The 16,715-nt window shown below is 71.9% G+C and carries 13 protein-coding genes; 5 read left to right on the plus strand and 8 right to left on the minus strand.

The genetic code is table 11. The features are described 5' to 3' along the window. Positions 1-104: 104 nt before the first annotated feature. From PUR26_RS03435 to PUR26_RS03445, 3 genes are all read right to left on the minus strand, one after another. The gene (locus tag PUR26_RS03435) at positions 105-1,298 is read right to left on the minus strand and encodes a S8 family peptidase (protein WP_329869058.1); all 1,194 of its coding nucleotides are present in this window, start codon (positions 1,296-1,298) and stop codon (positions 105-107) included. A 520-nt stretch (positions 1,299-1,818) separates the two neighbouring features. Then, entirely contained in the window at positions 1,819-2,853 is a 1,035-nt protein-coding gene (locus tag PUR26_RS03440; protein ID WP_329869061.1) for a hypothetical protein, read from the minus strand. Between the two features lie 277 nt (positions 2,854-3,130). After that, positions 3,131-3,652 carry a GNAT family N-acetyltransferase gene (locus PUR26_RS03445; protein ID WP_329869062.1) on the minus strand — a complete coding sequence of 174 codons (522 nt, stop codon included), beginning with the start codon at positions 3,650-3,652 and terminating at the stop codon, positions 3,131-3,133. A 369-nt stretch (positions 3,653-4,021) separates the two neighbouring features. Between PUR26_RS03445 and PUR26_RS03450 the strand changes: the two genes are divergently transcribed. From PUR26_RS03450 to PUR26_RS03465, 4 genes are all read left to right on the plus strand, one after another. Beyond that, positions 4,022-4,780, plus strand: a complete 759-nt coding sequence (locus PUR26_RS03450) for a hypothetical protein (RefSeq protein ID WP_329869064.1) — start codon at positions 4,022-4,024, stop codon at positions 4,778-4,780. Positions 4,781-5,202: 422 nt separating this feature from the next. Next, complete coding sequence (locus PUR26_RS03455; protein ID WP_329869066.1) at positions 5,203-5,688, plus strand: cupin domain-containing protein; 486 nt, start codon at positions 5,203-5,205, stop codon at positions 5,686-5,688. Between the two features lie 924 nt (positions 5,689-6,612). Then, complete coding sequence (locus PUR26_RS03460) at positions 6,613-7,350, plus strand: S1 family peptidase (protein WP_329869068.1); 738 nt, start codon at positions 6,613-6,615, stop codon at positions 7,348-7,350. Between the two features lie 337 nt (positions 7,351-7,687). Next, positions 7,688-8,482 carry a VOC family protein gene (locus tag PUR26_RS03465; protein ID WP_329869070.1) on the plus strand — a complete coding sequence of 265 codons (795 nt, stop codon included), beginning with the start codon at positions 7,688-7,690 and terminating at the stop codon, positions 8,480-8,482. A gap of 693 nt (positions 8,483-9,175) precedes the next feature. Here the strand turns inward: PUR26_RS03465 and PUR26_RS03470 are convergent. The 5 genes from PUR26_RS03470 to PUR26_RS03490 form a co-directional block, all read right to left on the minus strand. After that, positions 9,176-10,315 carry an acetate/propionate family kinase gene (locus tag PUR26_RS03470; RefSeq protein WP_329869072.1) on the minus strand — a complete coding sequence of 380 codons (1,140 nt, stop codon included), beginning with the start codon at positions 10,313-10,315 and terminating at the stop codon, positions 9,176-9,178. Further along, complete coding sequence (locus PUR26_RS03475; RefSeq protein WP_329869074.1) at positions 10,312-12,657, minus strand: phosphoketolase family protein; 2,346 nt, start codon at positions 12,655-12,657, stop codon at positions 10,312-10,314. The genes PUR26_RS03470 and PUR26_RS03475 overlap by 4 nt, the downstream gene beginning before the upstream one ends. A gap of 50 nt (positions 12,658-12,707) precedes the next feature. Next, a complete protein-coding gene (locus tag PUR26_RS03480; RefSeq protein ID WP_329869076.1) occupies positions 12,708-13,313 on the minus strand; it encodes a flavodoxin family protein in 606 nt (201 codons plus the stop codon). Positions 13,314-13,658: 345 nt separating this feature from the next. Continuing rightward, on the minus strand, positions 13,659-14,579 hold the full coding sequence (locus tag PUR26_RS03485; protein WP_329869077.1) for an aminoglycoside phosphotransferase family protein: 921 nt from the start codon (positions 14,577-14,579) through the stop codon (positions 13,659-13,661). Positions 14,580-14,736: 157 nt separating this feature from the next. Then, positions 14,737-15,117, minus strand: coding sequence for a winged helix-turn-helix transcriptional regulator (locus tag PUR26_RS03490; RefSeq protein WP_329869132.1), 381 nt, complete (start codon positions 15,115-15,117; stop codon positions 14,737-14,739). A 683-nt stretch (positions 15,118-15,800) separates the two neighbouring features. On the opposite strand from PUR26_RS03490, the gene PUR26_RS03495 reads away from it, so the two are divergent. After that, positions 15,801-16,706: an oxidoreductase gene (locus PUR26_RS03495; RefSeq protein WP_329869078.1), complete on the plus strand. Its 906-nt coding sequence runs from the start codon at positions 15,801-15,803 to the stop codon at positions 16,704-16,706. The last annotated feature ends 9 nt before the right edge of the window (positions 16,707-16,715 follow it).

Genomic DNA, 16,715 nt, shown 5'->3' on the forward strand with positions numbered 1-16,715 from the left:
GGAGTGTAAAGATCACGCACTGGTCCGCGGCAGGGCGCGTTTTCGCCACGGCTCCGGTGGGCGGAAGGGGGGTGGCCCCGCCTCGCCGGGGCCACCTGCGGGGGTCAGAGACCGCCGGTCTGCAGAAGTCGGTTGGGCGAGCCCTTGGAGACGGTCAGGATGTCCTTGACCGACTGTTCCGCGAGCCACACCGCGACCGCCTCGGGCGACGCGGACGGGTACTTGGCCTTGTACAGGGCGGCGACCCCGGCGACATGGGGCGAGGCCATGGAGGTGCCGTTCAGGGCCACGCTGCCGCCGCCGAGTTTCGCCGAGGTGATGGCCGCCCCCGGTGCGTAGATCCACAGACACTGGCCGAAGTTGGAGAAGCTGGTCTCCTGGTCCTGGTGGTCGGTGGCTCCGACGGTGACGACCCGGGAGGCGCTCGCGGGCGATACGCCACAGGCGTCCGCGGCGTCGTTACCGGCGGCGACCACCGGGAGGACGCCCTTGTTGGACAGAGCGGTGGCCGCGTTGTTGACGGCTTCGGACCGGGGGCCGCCCAGCGAGCCGTTGAGCACGGCGGGCTGCCTGGCGTGCTGCGCGACCCAGTCGAGTCCCGCGATCACGCCCGCGAGGGAGCCCTGGCCCTGGCAGTTGAGGACGCGGACGCTCACCAGGGTCGCCGCGCGTGCGACTCCGTAGTTGGCTCCTCCGACGGTCCCCGCCACATGTGTGCCGTGACCATTGCAGTCCTGTCCGTTCCTCCCGTCGCCGATCGCGTCGTACCCGAACAGCGCCCTGTTCCCGAACTCCGGGTGCCGGTAGTCGATACCGGTGTCGAGAATGAACGCGGCGACACCCGACCCGGTGCTGTTGACGTTGAACTGCGAGTTGAGCGGGAGGTAGGGCTGGTCGATCCGGTCCAGGCCCCAGCTGTAGGCCGGTACACGGGCGGAACCGCGGGCCGTGACCGGGGTGGCCGTGACGACCGCGTCCTGCTCGACGGCTGCCACCTCGGGCAGCGTACGCACCGTCGCGAGCTGGGAGGCACTGAGCCTGGCAGCGAATCCGCGCAGGGCGCTGTCGTAGGAGAAGAGGGGCTCGACGCCGAGCCGCTGCGTCACCTGGACCGCCGACATCGAAGTGGGCTTGAGCGTGACGATGTACTGGTCGGAGATCGGCGCCGCCTTGGTGTGCAGCGGTGCGAGTGCGGACCGGGGCGTACGGGGGCTGGGCTCGGCAGCGGTAGGCGGAGCCGCGGCGAGGGGGAACAGCATGAGCATCACCGCGGATGCGCAGCGTGCGGACCACCGCATGGGGGGGTACTCCGTTCAGGAAGGGACGAAACGTCAGCCGCGGCTTCGGCGGACGCAAGGCGAGCCCGGCTCTCCTTGAGCGAGGCGGAGCGCGGCGTCCGTTCCTCCGGGTGGAGCGGAGGGCGGGGTGTCGCTCGGTCCGCGAGGGGTGGGGACGAGGTGCACGGGCTGTCTCCGCGGCTGCGGTGACGCTGAGCTGTATTGCCGTGCGCGGTACCGCGTAGTCCCGCCTGGCTAGAAGTGGCCAGTCGCCGCGTACCGTTGACCGGGGCGGCCGCCCCTCGTGGAGGGGCCTGCGGCCGCGCCCGTGGGGAATCCGAGCCGCTGTCGGAAGGGGGCCTGGGCAGGGCGTGCGGGAGGGAGCGCCCTCACGTCGCCGGGAGAACGTCGGCCGACGCGGCCCTCGCAGGGTCGTGCCTGGGGCGGGGAGCCCCGGTTCACCGCTGGAGGGACGCGGTCCGAAGTTCCGGCAGCCGCTCCGGCGGGCCGATGCCGGCCCGCCGGCCGCCGGACTCGACGGTCAGAGCTCTTCCCCCGCACCGGGGCTCCGGGACGGCTGCAACCAGACGTAGCCGAAGCCGTTCGCGCGCACCGCGACCGGAGCAGTGGCACCGTACCCTCCGGGCGGGGTCCGCAGGCTGTGTCCCCTACGGCGCAGGCCGTACAGGAAGAACGGCAGATTGGCCGCCCACAGCATGGCAGTGGCGATCAGACCGGCCGTCAGGAAGCTGCCGAATCCTTCGAGGGCGGCGGTGGGACGCAGGGCCGTGCTGAACCAGGTCACCCACCACAGCAGGAGCGTGGTGGCGGCGACGCTCCCCACCGCGAGCACGGGCAGCACCATGAGCAGCGTCCGGCGCAGGCCCGGCCAGCCCAGGTCGCTGAAGAGCGTGCCGCCGAGTCCGGCCGCGGAGAAGAGGGCGCCCAGCACCACCAGCGTGAGCAGCGATCTCCACCACGGTTCCTGGCCGAGCCGGATGGTGCCGGTTCCCGCCGTCAGGAGACACAGCACACCGAAGCACGCCGTCAGCCTGGCGAGACGCCCTACGGCGCCTTCGGACCTTCCCTCACGGGTGCAGGAGTCGCTCAGAGCCTTCAGCACCACCATCAGCACCAGGTCGACCAGGGAAGCCACCACGTAGGGCCAGAACCCGGATATGCGGAAAGGAAGATCCAGCAATCCGCAGAGGGATTCCGCCAGCCACCATGTGGCAGGGCCCACCACCACTCCCCCGACCAGCATGAACACGGCCAGCGTGCACGAGACGGCACCGGCGCGCGTGCGGATGCCCCTCGCACGCAGCAGCCGGGGCGTTCCCCGCCTCCAGACCCAGAACGGAAGCTGGGCCAGCTTCGCCACCGCGAGCAGCATCAGCACCACCGCCGCCTGCTGCCCGGCCGGCCCCTCCAGTTCGACACCTCGCGTGATCTGTGCGGTGGCCCAGGCTGACACCGCGCCCGTGACCACCCACAGAGCCTTCGACGCCGCGGTTCCCCCGGGCCTCGCGGGAGCGGCCTCGCCGCCGTCCGTGCCGTCCGCCGTCACCGCGCTCATTCGACGTCACCGCCCCCTCGCACGGGTTGCCCACACGGTCGAGCCCCGAGTGCACCGGGACGCTCGGTGAAGGCATGCCCGGGCGGGAAGGTCTTCACTCGGGCCGCGCGGAACAGGACGCGACCGGGACGGCTCCGTCCGTGGGGCCGGCGAGCGGCGTGGGGCCGGCCGGGCGCATGGGCCGGTCGGTGCCGCGTGAGGACCCGGCACCTGACCGACCGTCCTTGCCTCGCGCGGGGCGAACGGGCCGTGCGTCCTGGGCCATGGACTGTCGTGGCTACGGGGCTCCGCCCTCCAAGGGCACTTCCAGGGGCACTTCCAGGTTCCGCACGAAACGAAGACCGGGCCTTCCGTCCACCTGGATCTCGCCGGTCCTCGTGAAGCCCGTGCGGGCCAGGACGGCGAGCGAGCCGTGGTTGTCCAGGGTCGTGACGGCCCGTAGCGTGTGCAGGCCGTACTCCGCGGCAGCCAGGGCGCACACCTCACGCACAGCGGTCGTGGCGAGCCCGCGCCCGGTTGCCCGCTCGGCGATCCGGTATCCCAGCTCGGCGCGGCCGTCGCTCACCTCCACCAGGTTGACCCGGCCCAGCACCTCACCGTCGCCCACCAGTACGTGGAAGAAGTGCAGCCCTGCGGACTGCTCGGCCAGCAGTTCGTGGTGCCGTGTGTCGAAGTGGGCGAAGTAGTGATCGCCGCGGTCGGGGATCGAGGCGGCGAAGTACGCCCGGTTCACACGCTCGAACGCGAGGAGGGCGGGGGCGTGGTCGAGTCGAAGGCGTTGGAGTTGGGGTCGAGGCATGTCTCACCGTAGGGCATACGCGTTCCGCCGTGCCGCGCGGGTTCCGTCGCTGGTCGGGCGCTCGACCACGTAATGGAAGCGCCCTCACGGGGCAGATGTTGCTGATGAGCACAATGAGGGTGCCCGCCCGCCGGGGCCCGGACTGCTTGCCGACGGCCGGGAGCGGGCGCCGGCACTGGTCCGGGAAGGTGCCGGACGCATGACCGAAGGACGTGACAAAAGCAGTGGACGGAGCGGGGCGGCGCCGTTGGCCACCAGTGATCCCGCACCGATGCGGATGTCCTTCACAACACCGCAGCGCCTATGCTGCACCCCACTACAAGGCAGCCCCACAGGGATCTGCGCAACCTGGGACGGAAAGGCCACGTCATGACCACCACCACACCGGGCAGCATCGCTGCCACAACAGCGCTGTTGCAGGAGGAACTTCCCCGGCTGGAGAACCAGCAGCAGACGCTGGAGAAGGAACTCGCCACCGTCACCGGTCGGCTGGAGTCGGTACGGGCCGCGCTCAGCGCCCTGCACTCCCTGACCGAGACCGCCCCGGTCGACCAGCCCACCGCCACCTCCGAGCCGAAGACGGAGCCGGTGTCCGAGGCGGCGTCCGAGCCGACGGCCGACCCGGCTTCCTCCCCGAGCACCGAGGCCGAACTCGCCACCGGCCCCAAGGCCTCCTCCTCCATGGAGGAGCAGAGCGTGGCCGACATTCCGGCCCCGCGCAAGCCGCGTCGGGCCCGGGCTTCCGCATCCGCCGGCAAGACCCGCAAGGCGGCTGCCGGCAAGAAGGACGCCCGAGCGGCGAAGCCCGCCGCCGCGCAGAAGGAGCCGCAGCCCGCGGCGAAGAAGACGGCGCGCTCGCCCCAGCCGAAGGCCAAGGCGGCCAAGGCCGCCAAGGCGACGCCGGCCGCCACCGTCGACAACAGCGGTGCGGGCCTCACCGAGCAGGTCCTGCGCGTGCTGTCCTCCTCCGGTGACAACGCGGTCCGCTCCCGTGACGTCGCGCAGGAGCTGGGCCGCGACGCCTCCTCCAACAGCATCAACGCCGTGCGCAGCACCCTCGACCGTCTGGTGGCGACGTCCAGGGCCCAGCGCGTGGGACCCGGTCTCTACCGGGCTGTCGCAGCCTGAGCGGACAGCAGGACTGAGGCAACCGACGACCGCGACGGCCGCTGCCGTCCGGCGGTCCGGTGCAGCACGGGCTGTGTGCCGATCCCCGTACGTACGGCCCCCTCCTTCAGCCCTGGCGCCCCTGCTGCCTCGTCCCGGCCGCCCCCTGCGCCACCGGTCTCGTCCAAGGGGGCGGCCGGGCCTCGAACAGGCCCGGCCGCAGCCGCCGGAATCCCGATCGCACCCCCGCGAGCGCACGGCCGCATCCGCGGGCGGCCGGTGTGTCGGCCCACGAGGGAGTGCGACCCGGCATCCCCCGTCGTGTGTCCGGACGGCGTCCTGCCATGAGGCGCCCTCGACGGCCGGTGATCCGGCCGTACGCGGCTGCGCGCGTATTCTCGAAGCAGGTGGTATGCCGAGCCTCACCGAGGGCGGTGTGTGCAGTGGTCGAGCGCCGGATACTGGGTCCTGATGACGGCGAGCTCCATGAGCCGGAGCACGCGTGCGGGGATCGCTTCCTCATCGACAGCGGGGCGTCGGGGGGCCGCTTCTCCGTCGTCGAGCACCGTCTGCCTCCCCATGTGCTCGCGGCGCCGGTGCACAAGCACACCCGCGAGGACGAGTTCGGTTTCGTGCTCGCCGGATCGGTCGGCGCCGCGTTCGGTGACGAGGAGGTGCTGGCCGGGCCGGGTGACCTCGTCTTCAAGCCGCGCGACGAGTGGCACACCTTCTGGAACGCCGGTGGGACGCCGGCCCGGTTGCTGGAGATCATCTCGCCGGGTGGCCTTGAGGAGCTGTTCCGATGGCTCGACCGGCTCACGGAGGAAGCGAGCCCCGGGGAACTGGAGCTCAAAGCGGCGACGTACGGCTGCGCGGTGGACATGGAGGCGACCATGGCGCTCATCGCGAAGCACGGGCTGGTCCTCTGAGGGTGTCGGACCGGGACGGCCCCGGGTCGCGAGGGTGACGGCTGCGTGGTCGACGGTCGGCGGCGTTCGCAGGCCGTGCGGGGCTTGGTCCGTGACCCGTACGACTCAGAGCGGGCGCCGATGATCCGGCCCTCGTACACGAGGAACGAGCCCACCGGATCGTCGCCTCCGGGGAAACTGCGGACTTCTCGCTGCTCGCCCGTGGCGCCGTCGCGTACCCGCAGGTCGTCAGCGGAACTGCGGGCGCGGAACCGCGGCGCCGAAGAGGGACGTGTCGTGGCGCGAGGTGAGCACGGACAGCACAGTGGGCGTCCCGGCATGGTCGCCTCGTGCGCGCCCTGACCACGGTGGGGCCCGGACGCCGAGCACCCCGGCCTGCCCGGGCCGGCACGCGGATCCCGAGGGGCATCGGGCGCCGGGCCACACGAACGCGAGCTGGGGCGTCACACCGGACGGGGAGCGGCCCCCTCGACTCGGACGGCATTCTCGCGACACGCGGATCACGGCCGCAAAATATGGCGTGCTCATTCCTCACATCGCATATCTACGCGCATAGTCCAGACCAATACAGAGAGGATCGGCCGGGCACCAACGGGAGTCCGCACTCGGGAGACCCCCCGGACGCGCACATCCCGGCCCAGCAGGAGCGAATGCCCGCCAGCGCCTTTCCCCTTCACCCTTCGCGGCCTTTCAGCGGCGGCTCCGGCCTGCGCTCACGGCACCGAACCAGCCCACCCGCCAAGCACCGGCGCACAACTCGTCATGACCGACCCCTTGCGCCGGCAACATCACGTCTGCCAGATTTCCCGGTGCCGAACCTGGCATGAACGCGACAGGCTCACCCAGCCATTCGCGCCCATCCGCCTGCATATCTATGCAGGCGGCTCAGTAAAACGTTCCAACCCCCACACAATGGAGAAGAACGTGCGAATCACCAGACTTTTCCCTGCCTTGGCGGCCGGCGCACTCTCCGTCCTCGCGCTCGCACCCACGGCTTCGGCTCAGGCGCCGGCGCCCGAGAGCGCACCCCGTGCCGTGACCGGCACCGCGGCCCAGCCGATCATCGGCGGCGGCTACGCCGGCAACGCCCCGTGGGCGGCCCGGCTGTTCTCCAACGGCCGCGAGACCTGCAGCGCCTCGATCATCGCCCCGACCTGGATCCTCACCGCCAAGCACTGCGTCAGCGGCGGCGGGCTGTCGTTCCGCATAGGCAGCCTCGACCAGACCACCGGCGGCACCGTGGCCAATGGCGTCGCCGTGTACAACAACGCCTCCTCGGACCTGTCGCTGGTCAAGCTCGACCGCTCCGTCTCGGCCACCTACTCACGGCTCGGCCAGCCGGGATCGGTGTCGGTGAACCAGACCGTCCAGGTCTACGGCTGGGGAGCGACGTCCCAGTGCGGCTCCGAGGCCAACTGCCAGTCCCGGTACCTGAAGGTCGCCGACGTCATCGTGACCGGCGGCTGCCGCGACGCCTACAACGGCTCGGCCATCTGCGCCCGGCGCGGCAACGGCATCACGGCCGGCGGTGACTCCGGCGGCCCGATGATGGCCAACGGCGTGCAGGTCGGTGTCGCCTCCACCAGCGACCGCCAGACCACCACGGCGTACACGAACGTGACCGCCTACCGGTCCTGGATCCAGAGCGTCGCCGGCGTCTGACCGACCGCTCCCCCACGCGGCTGATCGCGAGGGAGCACAAGGGGTGGGGGCTTCCGCCGGGTGCGGGCCTTCACCCCTTCGGCATCTCGGTGACGGACGGTTCGGGACACCGACGCGCCGGCGCACAGGCCCCTCGGCGTCCCGACGTCCCGCATAGCGCGTACCGGCGCATCGGCGCACCGGCTTCCGGTGCACCGTGCCGCCGATCGGCCCGATCGGCCCCAGTCACCGGTTCGTCGCACTCCGGGGGCGCGAGCCGCTGAGCGGTGTCACGCTGCTTCGGCAGGAGATCTCCCCCTGTGCGCGGTACGCGCCACCCCGCTGAACAAGGACCGCCGTGATCACCACTGACTTTGTTCCCGGCTCCCCGTGCTGGCTGGACCTCGGCGCGCCCGACGTCCCGGCGGCGGCCGAATTCTACGGATCGGTGTTCGACTGGGAGTTCCGATCCGTCAGCCCCGAGGCGCCGGACTACGGGTTCTTCAAGCTCGACGGCAAGACGGTCGCCGGACTGGGACCGCTCACCGAGGAGGGCGCCCGTTCGGCCTGGATGGTCTACTTCCAGGTCCCCGACGCCGACGCCACGACCGAGGCCGTGCGGCGATCGGGCGGCTCCATCCGGCTTCCCCCGATGAGCGCCGACGGAGAGGGCCGGGTGGCCCAGTACACCGATCCCCAGGGGGGTCAGTTCGCCGTGTGGCAACCGGGCAGCACCAAGGGTCTGGACGTGGTGGACCAGGCGGGCACCTTGACGTGGGTCGAGCTGTACACGACCGACGCGGCCGGCGCCAAGCACTTCTACGGCAACCTGTTCGGCTGGCAGACGCAGGACATGCCGCTGCCGGGCAACGGCGGAACGTACTCCCTGATCACGCCGACCGGTCTGCCTCCCGAGCGTATGCACGGCGGCCTCATGCAGGTGTCGACCGAACAACTGACGCTGACCGGCGGCCGGCCGTACTGGCATCCGGTCTTCGGGTCGAGGGACTGTGATGCCACCCTCGCACGGGTCAGGGAGAACGGCGGCAGCGTCCAGATGGGCCCCGAGGACGCGGAGGGCGTCGGCCGGATGGCCGTGTGCCTCGACCGGTCCGGCGCGGACTTCGTCGTGCTCACCCCGGAGGAGTCCTGACCGCGGGATCCTGACCGCCGGTTTGTGACCGCCGGTTTGTGACCGCCGGTTTGTGACCGCCCGAGCACCACCACCCGAGCCGGTCACCGGGCTGCGCCGTCGGGACGTGACCGTCCCGTCCCCGTGGCCCCGTGGCCCTGGGAAACCTGGGCCGTCCGTTTCTTCGCCCGGGCGCTGGAGGAACGAGGCCGCGCGTCCGTGCGCGGCCTGCTCCCGCCGACGCCGTCACGGACAGGGGCACCCGGACCCTGCGCCGCGCACCACACCCCCGAAGCCGACCTCCACGACGACGGCCTGCCCCGCCCGCTCCTCTGCCAGGACCGCTCGATCGCCGCGCTGCCGCTCGCCAACCACGTCCGGTCAAAGGCGGGTTGCCCCGTACTCGCGGCCGACGACCTGCCGCTGAACCCTCGTCTCACCGCTGCCCCGATACGCGTGGAGGGAGCGATGGTCCACGTCCCGCCGGGCGGCAACGCCCCTGCGCTGGTCCTCCCGGACGCCTCCGCCGGCACGTACCCGTCCTTCGCCGTGGCGGCCACGTACAACGCGGGCCGGAGCTGCGCGGCCCCGGCCGGGGTCAAGACGGCCACGGTGCGGCCGGGCGCCTCGGGCGTGCCGCCGCGACGGCGGCCCGGCCTGTCCGCTGCACGTGCCCGGACCCGCCCGGCCTCGTGGCCGGTCATGAGGCCGGGCTCAGGTCCCGCCTCCTGCCGGGTGAGGGCGCGGGCGCCGTCCGGCGAGCACCGCGCGCGTTTCCACCGCCACCTGCTGGGGCTCCCCCGTAGGGATCACCAGGACGGGGACCTTCGCGTCCGGGGCGCTGACGACGGCGTCCCGTGCGGGGTTGTCCGGCGCCAGGCCCCCGGTGAGGCCGAGCACGCCCAGGCCGGCGCAGACCGCCTCCCGCACCTCCGGCTGGTCCTCCCCGATCTCGCCGGTGAACACCAGCGCGTCGACGCGGTCGAGGGAGGCGGCCACGCGCGCGACGCCCCTGCGGACGTTGAGGGCGAACACGTCGAGCGCGAAGGCCGCGGCACCGTCGCCCCGCGCCGCGGCCCGGACGAGGTCGCGTGTGTCGCCGGACGTGCCGGAGAGCCCGAGGAGTCCCGACTCGTGGTGCAGGACATGGGAGAGGCGCTCGGCGCTCAGACCGGCCGACGTCTGCAGCCACAACAGCATCCCGGGATCGACGCTGCCGCTGCGCTTGCTCATCACCAGGCCCTCCAGGGGGGTGAAGCCCATGGTGGTGTCGACGCTGTGGCCGTCGCGCACCGCGGTGGCGGAACAGCCGCCCCCCAGGTGCGCGAGGACCAGCTGGAGCGAGTCGGCGGGCCGGCCGAGCAGTCCGGCGGCCCGCTTCAGGGCCCAGGCGCAGGAGAGTCCGTGGAATCCGTACCGGCGCAGCCCATGGCGCTCCGTCCACTCCCGGGGCACACCGTAGGCGCGGGCGGCCGGCGGAAGGCCGGTGTGGAAGACGGTGTCCAGGCAGACGACGTGCGGAACATCGGGCAGCAGGCCGCGCGCCGCGTCGAGAACGGCGAGCGCGGACGGCACGTGCAGGGGGGCGAGTCGGGCGGCGTCGTCGAGCGCGGCCCGTACGTCGTCGTCGACGGCGCTGTGCCGCGAGAGGCGGGGCCCGCCGTGCACGACGCGGTGGCCGGTCGCGCCGACGGGCGGCGCCTCGCGGAGGAAGGACGAGATCAGCTCGCGGGCGTCCTCGCCCGGCGCTTCGTGCAGGTGGCGTCCGGCCAGTTCGCGGTGGTCGGCGTCGAAGACCGCCAGACGGAGGCTGGCGGAGCCGGCGTCGACGACGAGGATGTTGGTGTCGTTCACGGCTGCCACCTCCACCGGGTGATCTCGGCGGGGTCGACCCCTGTGCGGCGGAGTTCCTCGCGCAGTCGGTCGCGGTGGCGGGCATAGGCGGCGGCCAGGTCCCCGGTGGCCGGTGAGCGGCCGCGGAGGTGGGAGAGCGCGGTGATGGCGAGGTCGTGACGGGAGACGCCGTTGCTGGCGAGCAGGTCGTACGGCGTGGTGGTGGTGCCCTCCTCGACGTAGCCGCGGACGTGGAAGCGTTCGGGGCGAGGCCGGCCGTGCAGCAGTTCGTGCACGACGGAGGGGTAGCCGTGGAAGTCGAAGACGACATGGGTGTCCGTGCCGAACAGGTCACGGAAGTCGGCGTCCGCCATACCGTGCGGGTGCCGGTCCGGCCGGGCGAGTACGCACAGGTCCACGACGTTGACGACCCGGACGCGCACGTCCGGCAGGTCGGCGCGCAGCAGCTGGGCGGCGGCGAGCGTCTCGACCGTCGGGATGCCCCCGGCGCAGGCGAGGATCAGCTCCGGGTCCTCGCCCCCGTGCGTGGAGGCCCAGCGCCAGACGGACGCGCCGGCCGCGCAGTGGCGTCGGGCCTCGTCCAGGCCGAGCCACTGGGCGGCCGTGTGCTTGCCGGCCACGACCAGGTTGATCCTGCCGGTGTCGTCGAGCAGCCGCTCCATGGTGACGAGCAGTGTGTTGGCGTCGGGCGGCAGGTGGACTCCGGTGACCGTGTTCTTCTTGGTGAGCAGGTTGTTGATGAAACCCGGGCCCTGGTGGCTGTAGCCGTTGTGCTCCTGGCGCCACCCCTCGCTGGTCAGCAGGTACGTCATGCTGCTGACGGGTGTTCGCCACGGTACCTCCTGCGACATCTTCAGCCATTTGGCGTACTGGTTGACCATGCTGTCGACGACCGAGGCGAACGCCTCGTACGTGGGGAAGAGGCCGTGACGGCCGGTCTGGAGGTATCCCTGCAGCCAGCCCTGGCAGTTGTGCTCGGACAACGTCTCCATGACGCGTCCGTCGCGCGAGAGGTCCTCGGCGTATTCGTCCACGGGCCACACGTAGGCGCGTCCGGTCGCGCCGAGGACGCTGTCGAGTTTGTTGGAGGCCAGTTCGTCCGGCGACATGATGCGGAAGTCGCGGCTCTTCTCCGTGCGGTGCATGATCTCCGTCAGCCACGCGGCCAGCACGCGGTTCGGGCTCGCGGAGGCGGTGCCCGGGCCGGCGGCGACGTCGACGGCGTACGGTTCGAGGGCCGGCAGGTCCAGGGGGCGGCGCAGGCGGCCCCCGTCTCCGGCGGGCTGCATGCCGATGCGCCGCTCGCCCGTCGGGCAGGCGGCCAGGACGTGGGGCCGTGGCCTGCCCTCCTCGTCGAAGAGCTCGTGCGGTGCGTACGACCGCAGCCATGCCTCCAGCGCCTCGAACTGCTTGTCGTCGTCGTGGACCCCTGGCAGCGGAACCTGATGGGCGTGGAACGTGCCCTCGATACGGCGTCCGCCGACCTCGCGCGGGGCGCCCTGGCCTTTCAGGCTGCGGAGCACGAGCATCGGCCAGGCGGGCCGGTCCGGGACGGCTCCTTCACGCGCCCGGCGCTGGATGTCGGCGATGGCCGCGTGGGCGTCGAGCACCGCGTCCGTCAGCCCTTCGCCGTCGGGGTCGACGGTCATGTCGACGATGCGGGGGTCCCAGCCGTAGCCGCGGAAAAGCGCCGTCAGCTCGTCGTCGGACATGGTGGCGAACAGCGTCGGGGAGGAGATCTTGTAGCCGTTCAGATGGAGGATCGGCAGGACGGCTCCACCGGTGACGGGGTCGAGGAGCTTGCCGGAGTGCCAGGCACCGGCGGTGGGGCCGGTCTCGGCCTCCCCGTCCCCGACGATGCAGGCCACCAGGCGGTCGGGGGCGTCCAGTGCGGCGCCGAAGGCGGTCGCCAGCGCGTAGCCGAGTTCTCCGCCCTCATGGATGGTCCCGGGCACGGCCGGTGAGAGGTGGCTGGGGAACCCGTCGGGCGCGCAGTAGCGGCGGGCGAGCTCCCGCAGCCCGTTCTCGGTGCGTGCCAGCGCCGGGTCGTACTGCTCGTGTGTGCCTTCGAGCCACAGGTTGGCGTGGTTGGCCGGAGCGCCGTGTCCGGGACCCGTGATGAGGAGGACGTCGGTGCCTCGCTCCTCGATCAGGTTGTTGAGCGCCGCGTACACCATGGTGATGCCGGGACAGGACCCCCAGTGGCCGAGCAGCCGCGGCTTGAGGTGCTCTCGGCGAAGCGGTTCTCGCAGCAGCACGTTGTCGCGCAGGAAGATGAGCGCGGCGGCCACGTAGTCGGCGGCGCGCCGGTACGCTCGTGTCCCTTCGTGTGCAGGCTTCATGACGCCCTCTCCTCGGTCGGGTCGGCTCCCTCGTCTCCGTTCGTCCCGCCTCAGCTCGGCGGAGCGCCCAGGGGGTTCTCCTGCAGGGCCCTGGCCGTCCCGTAGAGGTTCGCCGCCATCGCCCGGCCCGTCTTGTGGGCCCAGTCGTGTCCGCGCTCGTCGTCCAGGTAGTCGGGCCCCGCTCCCGGGCCCAGGTGCCAGTACGTCCATGCCTGGCCGGGGATGGTGTAGCCGATGTCGCCGAGAGCGCCCGAGATCTCGCTGATCACGTGGTGGGCGCCGTCCTCGTTACCGGTCACCACCACACCGGCCACACGGTTGTACGCCACCGGCCGCCCGTCGTCATCGGTCTCGGACAGCATGGCGTCCATGCGCTCCAGCACGCGCTGGGCGACCGAGGAGGGCCGGCCGAGCCAGGTCGGTGAAGCCATGATCAGGATCTCGGACTCAAGGAGTGCGCTGTGCACCCCGGGCCACTGGTCGCCTTCCCCGGCATCGCTGGTGACACCCGGCTTGATGTCGAGGTCGACCGCCCGTGCGAAGTGGACCTCCACACCGTACGTCTCCAGCCGGTCCGCCACGACCTTCGCCAGGGCATGGGTGTTGGACGGTTCGGGGGACGTCTTGAGCGTGCAGTTGATCACGAGTGCCTTCATGCCGTCACTCGTACCCAGGACTTGGGCGGCCAGACGGTTCGGCGGGCCGACCGGGTGAAGGGACGCACCCGGCGCAGGACTCGTGTCACGGCGGAGACCGGGGTCACCGTTTTCGCCGTGACCGGTTCTCCCCCGCGACGCTCGCCCCCTCCGCGACGGCGTCAGCGGCGTCCGTCGCGGCGCCGGGCGTCCGGGCGTCTCGGCGGGACCTTCGCTCCACCCGACGGACCCTCATCGGTGCGGTGATCCCGTCCGGCGACCGCCGGGGCCGTTCCCCGCTCACCGGGCCGTGAGCGGGGCGTCGTACCGGGGCCCCGCCGCAGGTCAGGGAAGGCCGCTCGGCTGCTATCGGCGCATCAGGGCCGTGGCGATGGCGACCTGGGTCGGCTCCAGCGCCGCCTTGCCGTCCTCGATGTCCCACAACGCGTTCTGCAGGACGCGACCGAGCGTCCAGCCGACCGCCCGCCGCCGGTCCAGGGCGAGCGCTTCGGTCAGCAGGTCGAAGCGTCGGAGCACCGTACGCGTCACGTCCCCGGCGGCCACCACTTCCTCCCAGCGGTTGTCCAGGGCGGGCAGGAGCTCGAAACCGGGGTCGCCCGCCAGTGGTTCGGGATCGATGGCCAGCCAGGGTTCCCGCCGGCCGGCGAGGATGTTGCCGTAGTGGAGGTCCCAGTGCAGCAGTCGGTCGCCGGGGGCGCCGATCACCTCCGTCACGGCTGCCGCGCAGGTGCGCAGCAGTCGCCGCTCGACAGGATCGGCCAAGGCCGGCAGGGCCCTCGGTACCTCGTCGAGCATGGCGGCGGCGATGTCGGCCAGATGCGGCAGGCCCGGGGGTGCGGGCACCGCGGCCAGACGTGCCATCAGCTCGGCGAGGATCCGCATGGCGGCGGAGTCATCGGCCACCGAGGAGAGCGGCCGGCCGGCATCGAGCCTCTCCAGCAGCATGGTTCCGGCATCCGGGTCGTCGTCGAGCAGCAGCACCGCTCCGTCGCCGTTCCAGACGCGCAGGCCCAGCGCGGCGCCCGCGTTGTCCTCGGTGGCCTCATGAAGCCTCAGCACCGCCGGGGTGCCGTCGGCTCGGGTCACCGGCAGCACCAGTGACGCCATGCCGTGCCGGGCGGGGCCGTCCAGCCGCAGGTCCCAGCGGTCCAGGGCGTCGGCGGCCAGCCGCGGCAACGCGGCGAGCCAGGCACGGCCGGACGGGTTGTGCCGGCTGTACGCCGCGGCGAACGCGTCGGGAACGCCGATGGGAACGGACGTGCTCATGGTGGATGCTCCTTCGTGGGGTGCGGACTCGTACGGCTACGAAGGAGTTCTCGGGGGCGCCCGGCTGCCGGGCAGGCGTCACAGCATGCCGTCACACATCCGGGTACGGACGCGGTCGGCCCCGGCGGCGAGGAGACGCCTCAGGGGTGGTGACAGGTCAGGCATGGAAACGGCGCCGCGAGTTCTCGATGTGACCGAGGTGCTGACGGGTCCAGCCGCACATCCCGTGGACCGTGTCGCGCAGGGCGTGGCCCGGCTCGGTGAGTGTGTACTCGACCCGCGGCGGCACGGTGGGATGCACGTTCCGCTCGACCAGCCCGTTGCGCTCCAGCATGCGCAGGTTCTGGGTGAGCATCTTGTGACTGATGCCCTCGACCTCGTCGCTCAGCTCACCGAACCGCAGGGTGCGTCCGCCCAGCGCCTCGATGATCAGGAGCGCCCACTTGTTGGCGACGTCCGCGAAGATCTCCCGGGCCAGGGAGTCCACGCGCCCCAGGTCCGCTTCGTCCGGCGAGCCGCTGAACTGCTGGGTCACCACAAGGTCCCCCGGTCCCCGAGAAGTACGTTCTTCCATGTCAGCGGCCACTCTCCTACGGTTCCCCGGTCATCACAAGGGAGTATGGGTGTGTCCGGGGCAGGTGGGCCCTCCTGGCCCGGAGGAGGCAGACAGCACGGCCTCCACCCTGCGCCGGCGAATCGCCCCACGTCGGCGTCTGTCGGCGGGTAGCGTTCGCCACCGGACCGAAGCCGGCCCGCACCGCCGGGCGGGGCGCCCGGGATGCCGATGGGGTGACGGTCGGGAAGAGGAGCCCTCGGCGCTCAGGTGGTGCGGTACTGCGGGCCCGTGTCCGTCGGCACTCCGCGCTGGCAGGCACTCCGCGCTGGCACCCCCATCGGGGGCGCGGTCATTCTTTTCGTGGTCGGACTCGTTCTCCCGGGCGGTCCGCCTGGTCGAAACGCTGAGGCGCGCGGCGAAGAGGCCGAGGGACCCGGCATTTCCGTTCGGATGCCGGAGGGAACGGCCGCCGCGAGGGGCGGTCCTCCTGACGATGACAACTCCCCGCGGCCCCTTACGGTTCCCCGTCCCGGTGTGAGAATCCCCCACGGCTTCACCTCTTCTCGCCCTCCCCGTCGCCGTCACATACTCCAAGGCCGCCCGTACGCCCAAGGGCGACGGCCGGTCCTACGGAAACCCGCCGGAAGAAGCATGAGGAGTCACGAATGGGCAAGGCGACGGACACCGTCCACGCGGCGGCAGCCGGCACCTGGCTGCTCGGCGACCTGAAGGTCCATCGCATTGGTCTGGGGGCGATGCGATTGACCGGGAGCGCGCCGTTTCACCTCGGCGCCCCGAGCGACCGTGACCGGGTGACCGGGCTACTGCGCCGGGCGATCGAACTCGGCGTCAATCACATCGACACCGCGGCCTTCTACTTCTCACGGTCGCGCTCCGCCAACGAACTGATCAACTCGGCACTGGCGCCCTATCCGGACGATCTCGTCATCGCCACCAAGGTGGGGCCGGCCCGCGACGCGTCGGGCGAGTGGACCACCCCCGCCCGGCCCGACCAGCTGCGCGGCCAGGTCGAGGAGAACCTGCGCCAGCTCGGCCGCGACCACCTCGACCTGGTCAATCTGCGCGTCATGGGCCAGTCGTCCGTCGCCGAGCACTTCGGAGCACTCTCCGAGCTGCGTGACGCCGGGCTCGTCCGGCACCTCGGCGTCTCCGGCGTCCGGCCGGAACACCTCGCGCAGGCCCGGGCCATCGCGCCGGTGGTCTGTGTCCAGAACCGCTACGGCCTCGACGCACGGGACGGCGAGGACGTACTGCGCCACTGCGCGGCACAGGGCATCGCGTTCGTACCCTTCTTCGCCATCGCTGGCGCGGGACGCGAAACCGGCGCGGGCGGCGCGGAGAGCGAGGAGGTGCTGGCCGTCGCACGCGCACTCGGCGCTTCGCCGTCGCAGGTCCGGCTTGCCTGGACGCTCCGGCAGGGAGAACACGTGCTGGCCATTCCGGGCACCGGAAACCCGGACCACCTCGCCGACAACATCGCGGCGGGAGCACTGCGGCTGACGGACGAGCACATGGCCCTGCTCGGCTCGACGCACGGCACGGCGGGTTGAGTGCCCCAT

The organism is Streptomyces sp. SP18CS02, assembly GCF_036322365.1.
Lineage (GTDB): Bacteria > Actinomycetota > Actinomycetes > Streptomycetales > Streptomycetaceae > Streptomyces.

Coding starts and splice junctions, on each gene's coding strand:
- PUR26_RS03435 (WP_329869058.1), bottom strand. CDS start 1,298: ATGCGGTGGTCCGCACGCTGCGCATCCGCGGTGATGCTCATGCTGTTC.
- PUR26_RS03440 (WP_329869061.1), bottom strand. CDS start 2,853: ATGAGCGCGGTGACGGCGGACGGCACGGACGGCGGCGAGGCCGCTCCC.
- PUR26_RS03445 (WP_329869062.1), bottom strand. CDS start 3,652: ATGCCTCGACCCCAACTCCAACGCCTTCGACTCGACCACGCCCCCGCC.
- PUR26_RS03450 (WP_329869064.1), top strand. CDS start 4,022: ATGACCACCACCACACCGGGCAGCATCGCTGCCACAACAGCGCTGTTG.
- PUR26_RS03475 (WP_329869074.1), bottom strand. CDS start 12,657: ATGAAGCCTGCACACGAAGGGACACGAGCGTACCGGCGCGCCGCCGAC.
- PUR26_RS03480 (WP_329869076.1), bottom strand. CDS start 13,313: ATGAAGGCACTCGTGATCAACTGCACGCTCAAGACGTCCCCCGAACCG.
- PUR26_RS03485 (WP_329869077.1), bottom strand. CDS start 14,579: ATGAGCACGTCCGTTCCCATCGGCGTTCCCGACGCGTTCGCCGCGGCG.
- PUR26_RS03495 (WP_329869078.1), top strand. CDS start 15,801: ATGGGCAAGGCGACGGACACCGTCCACGCGGCGGCAGCCGGCACCTGG.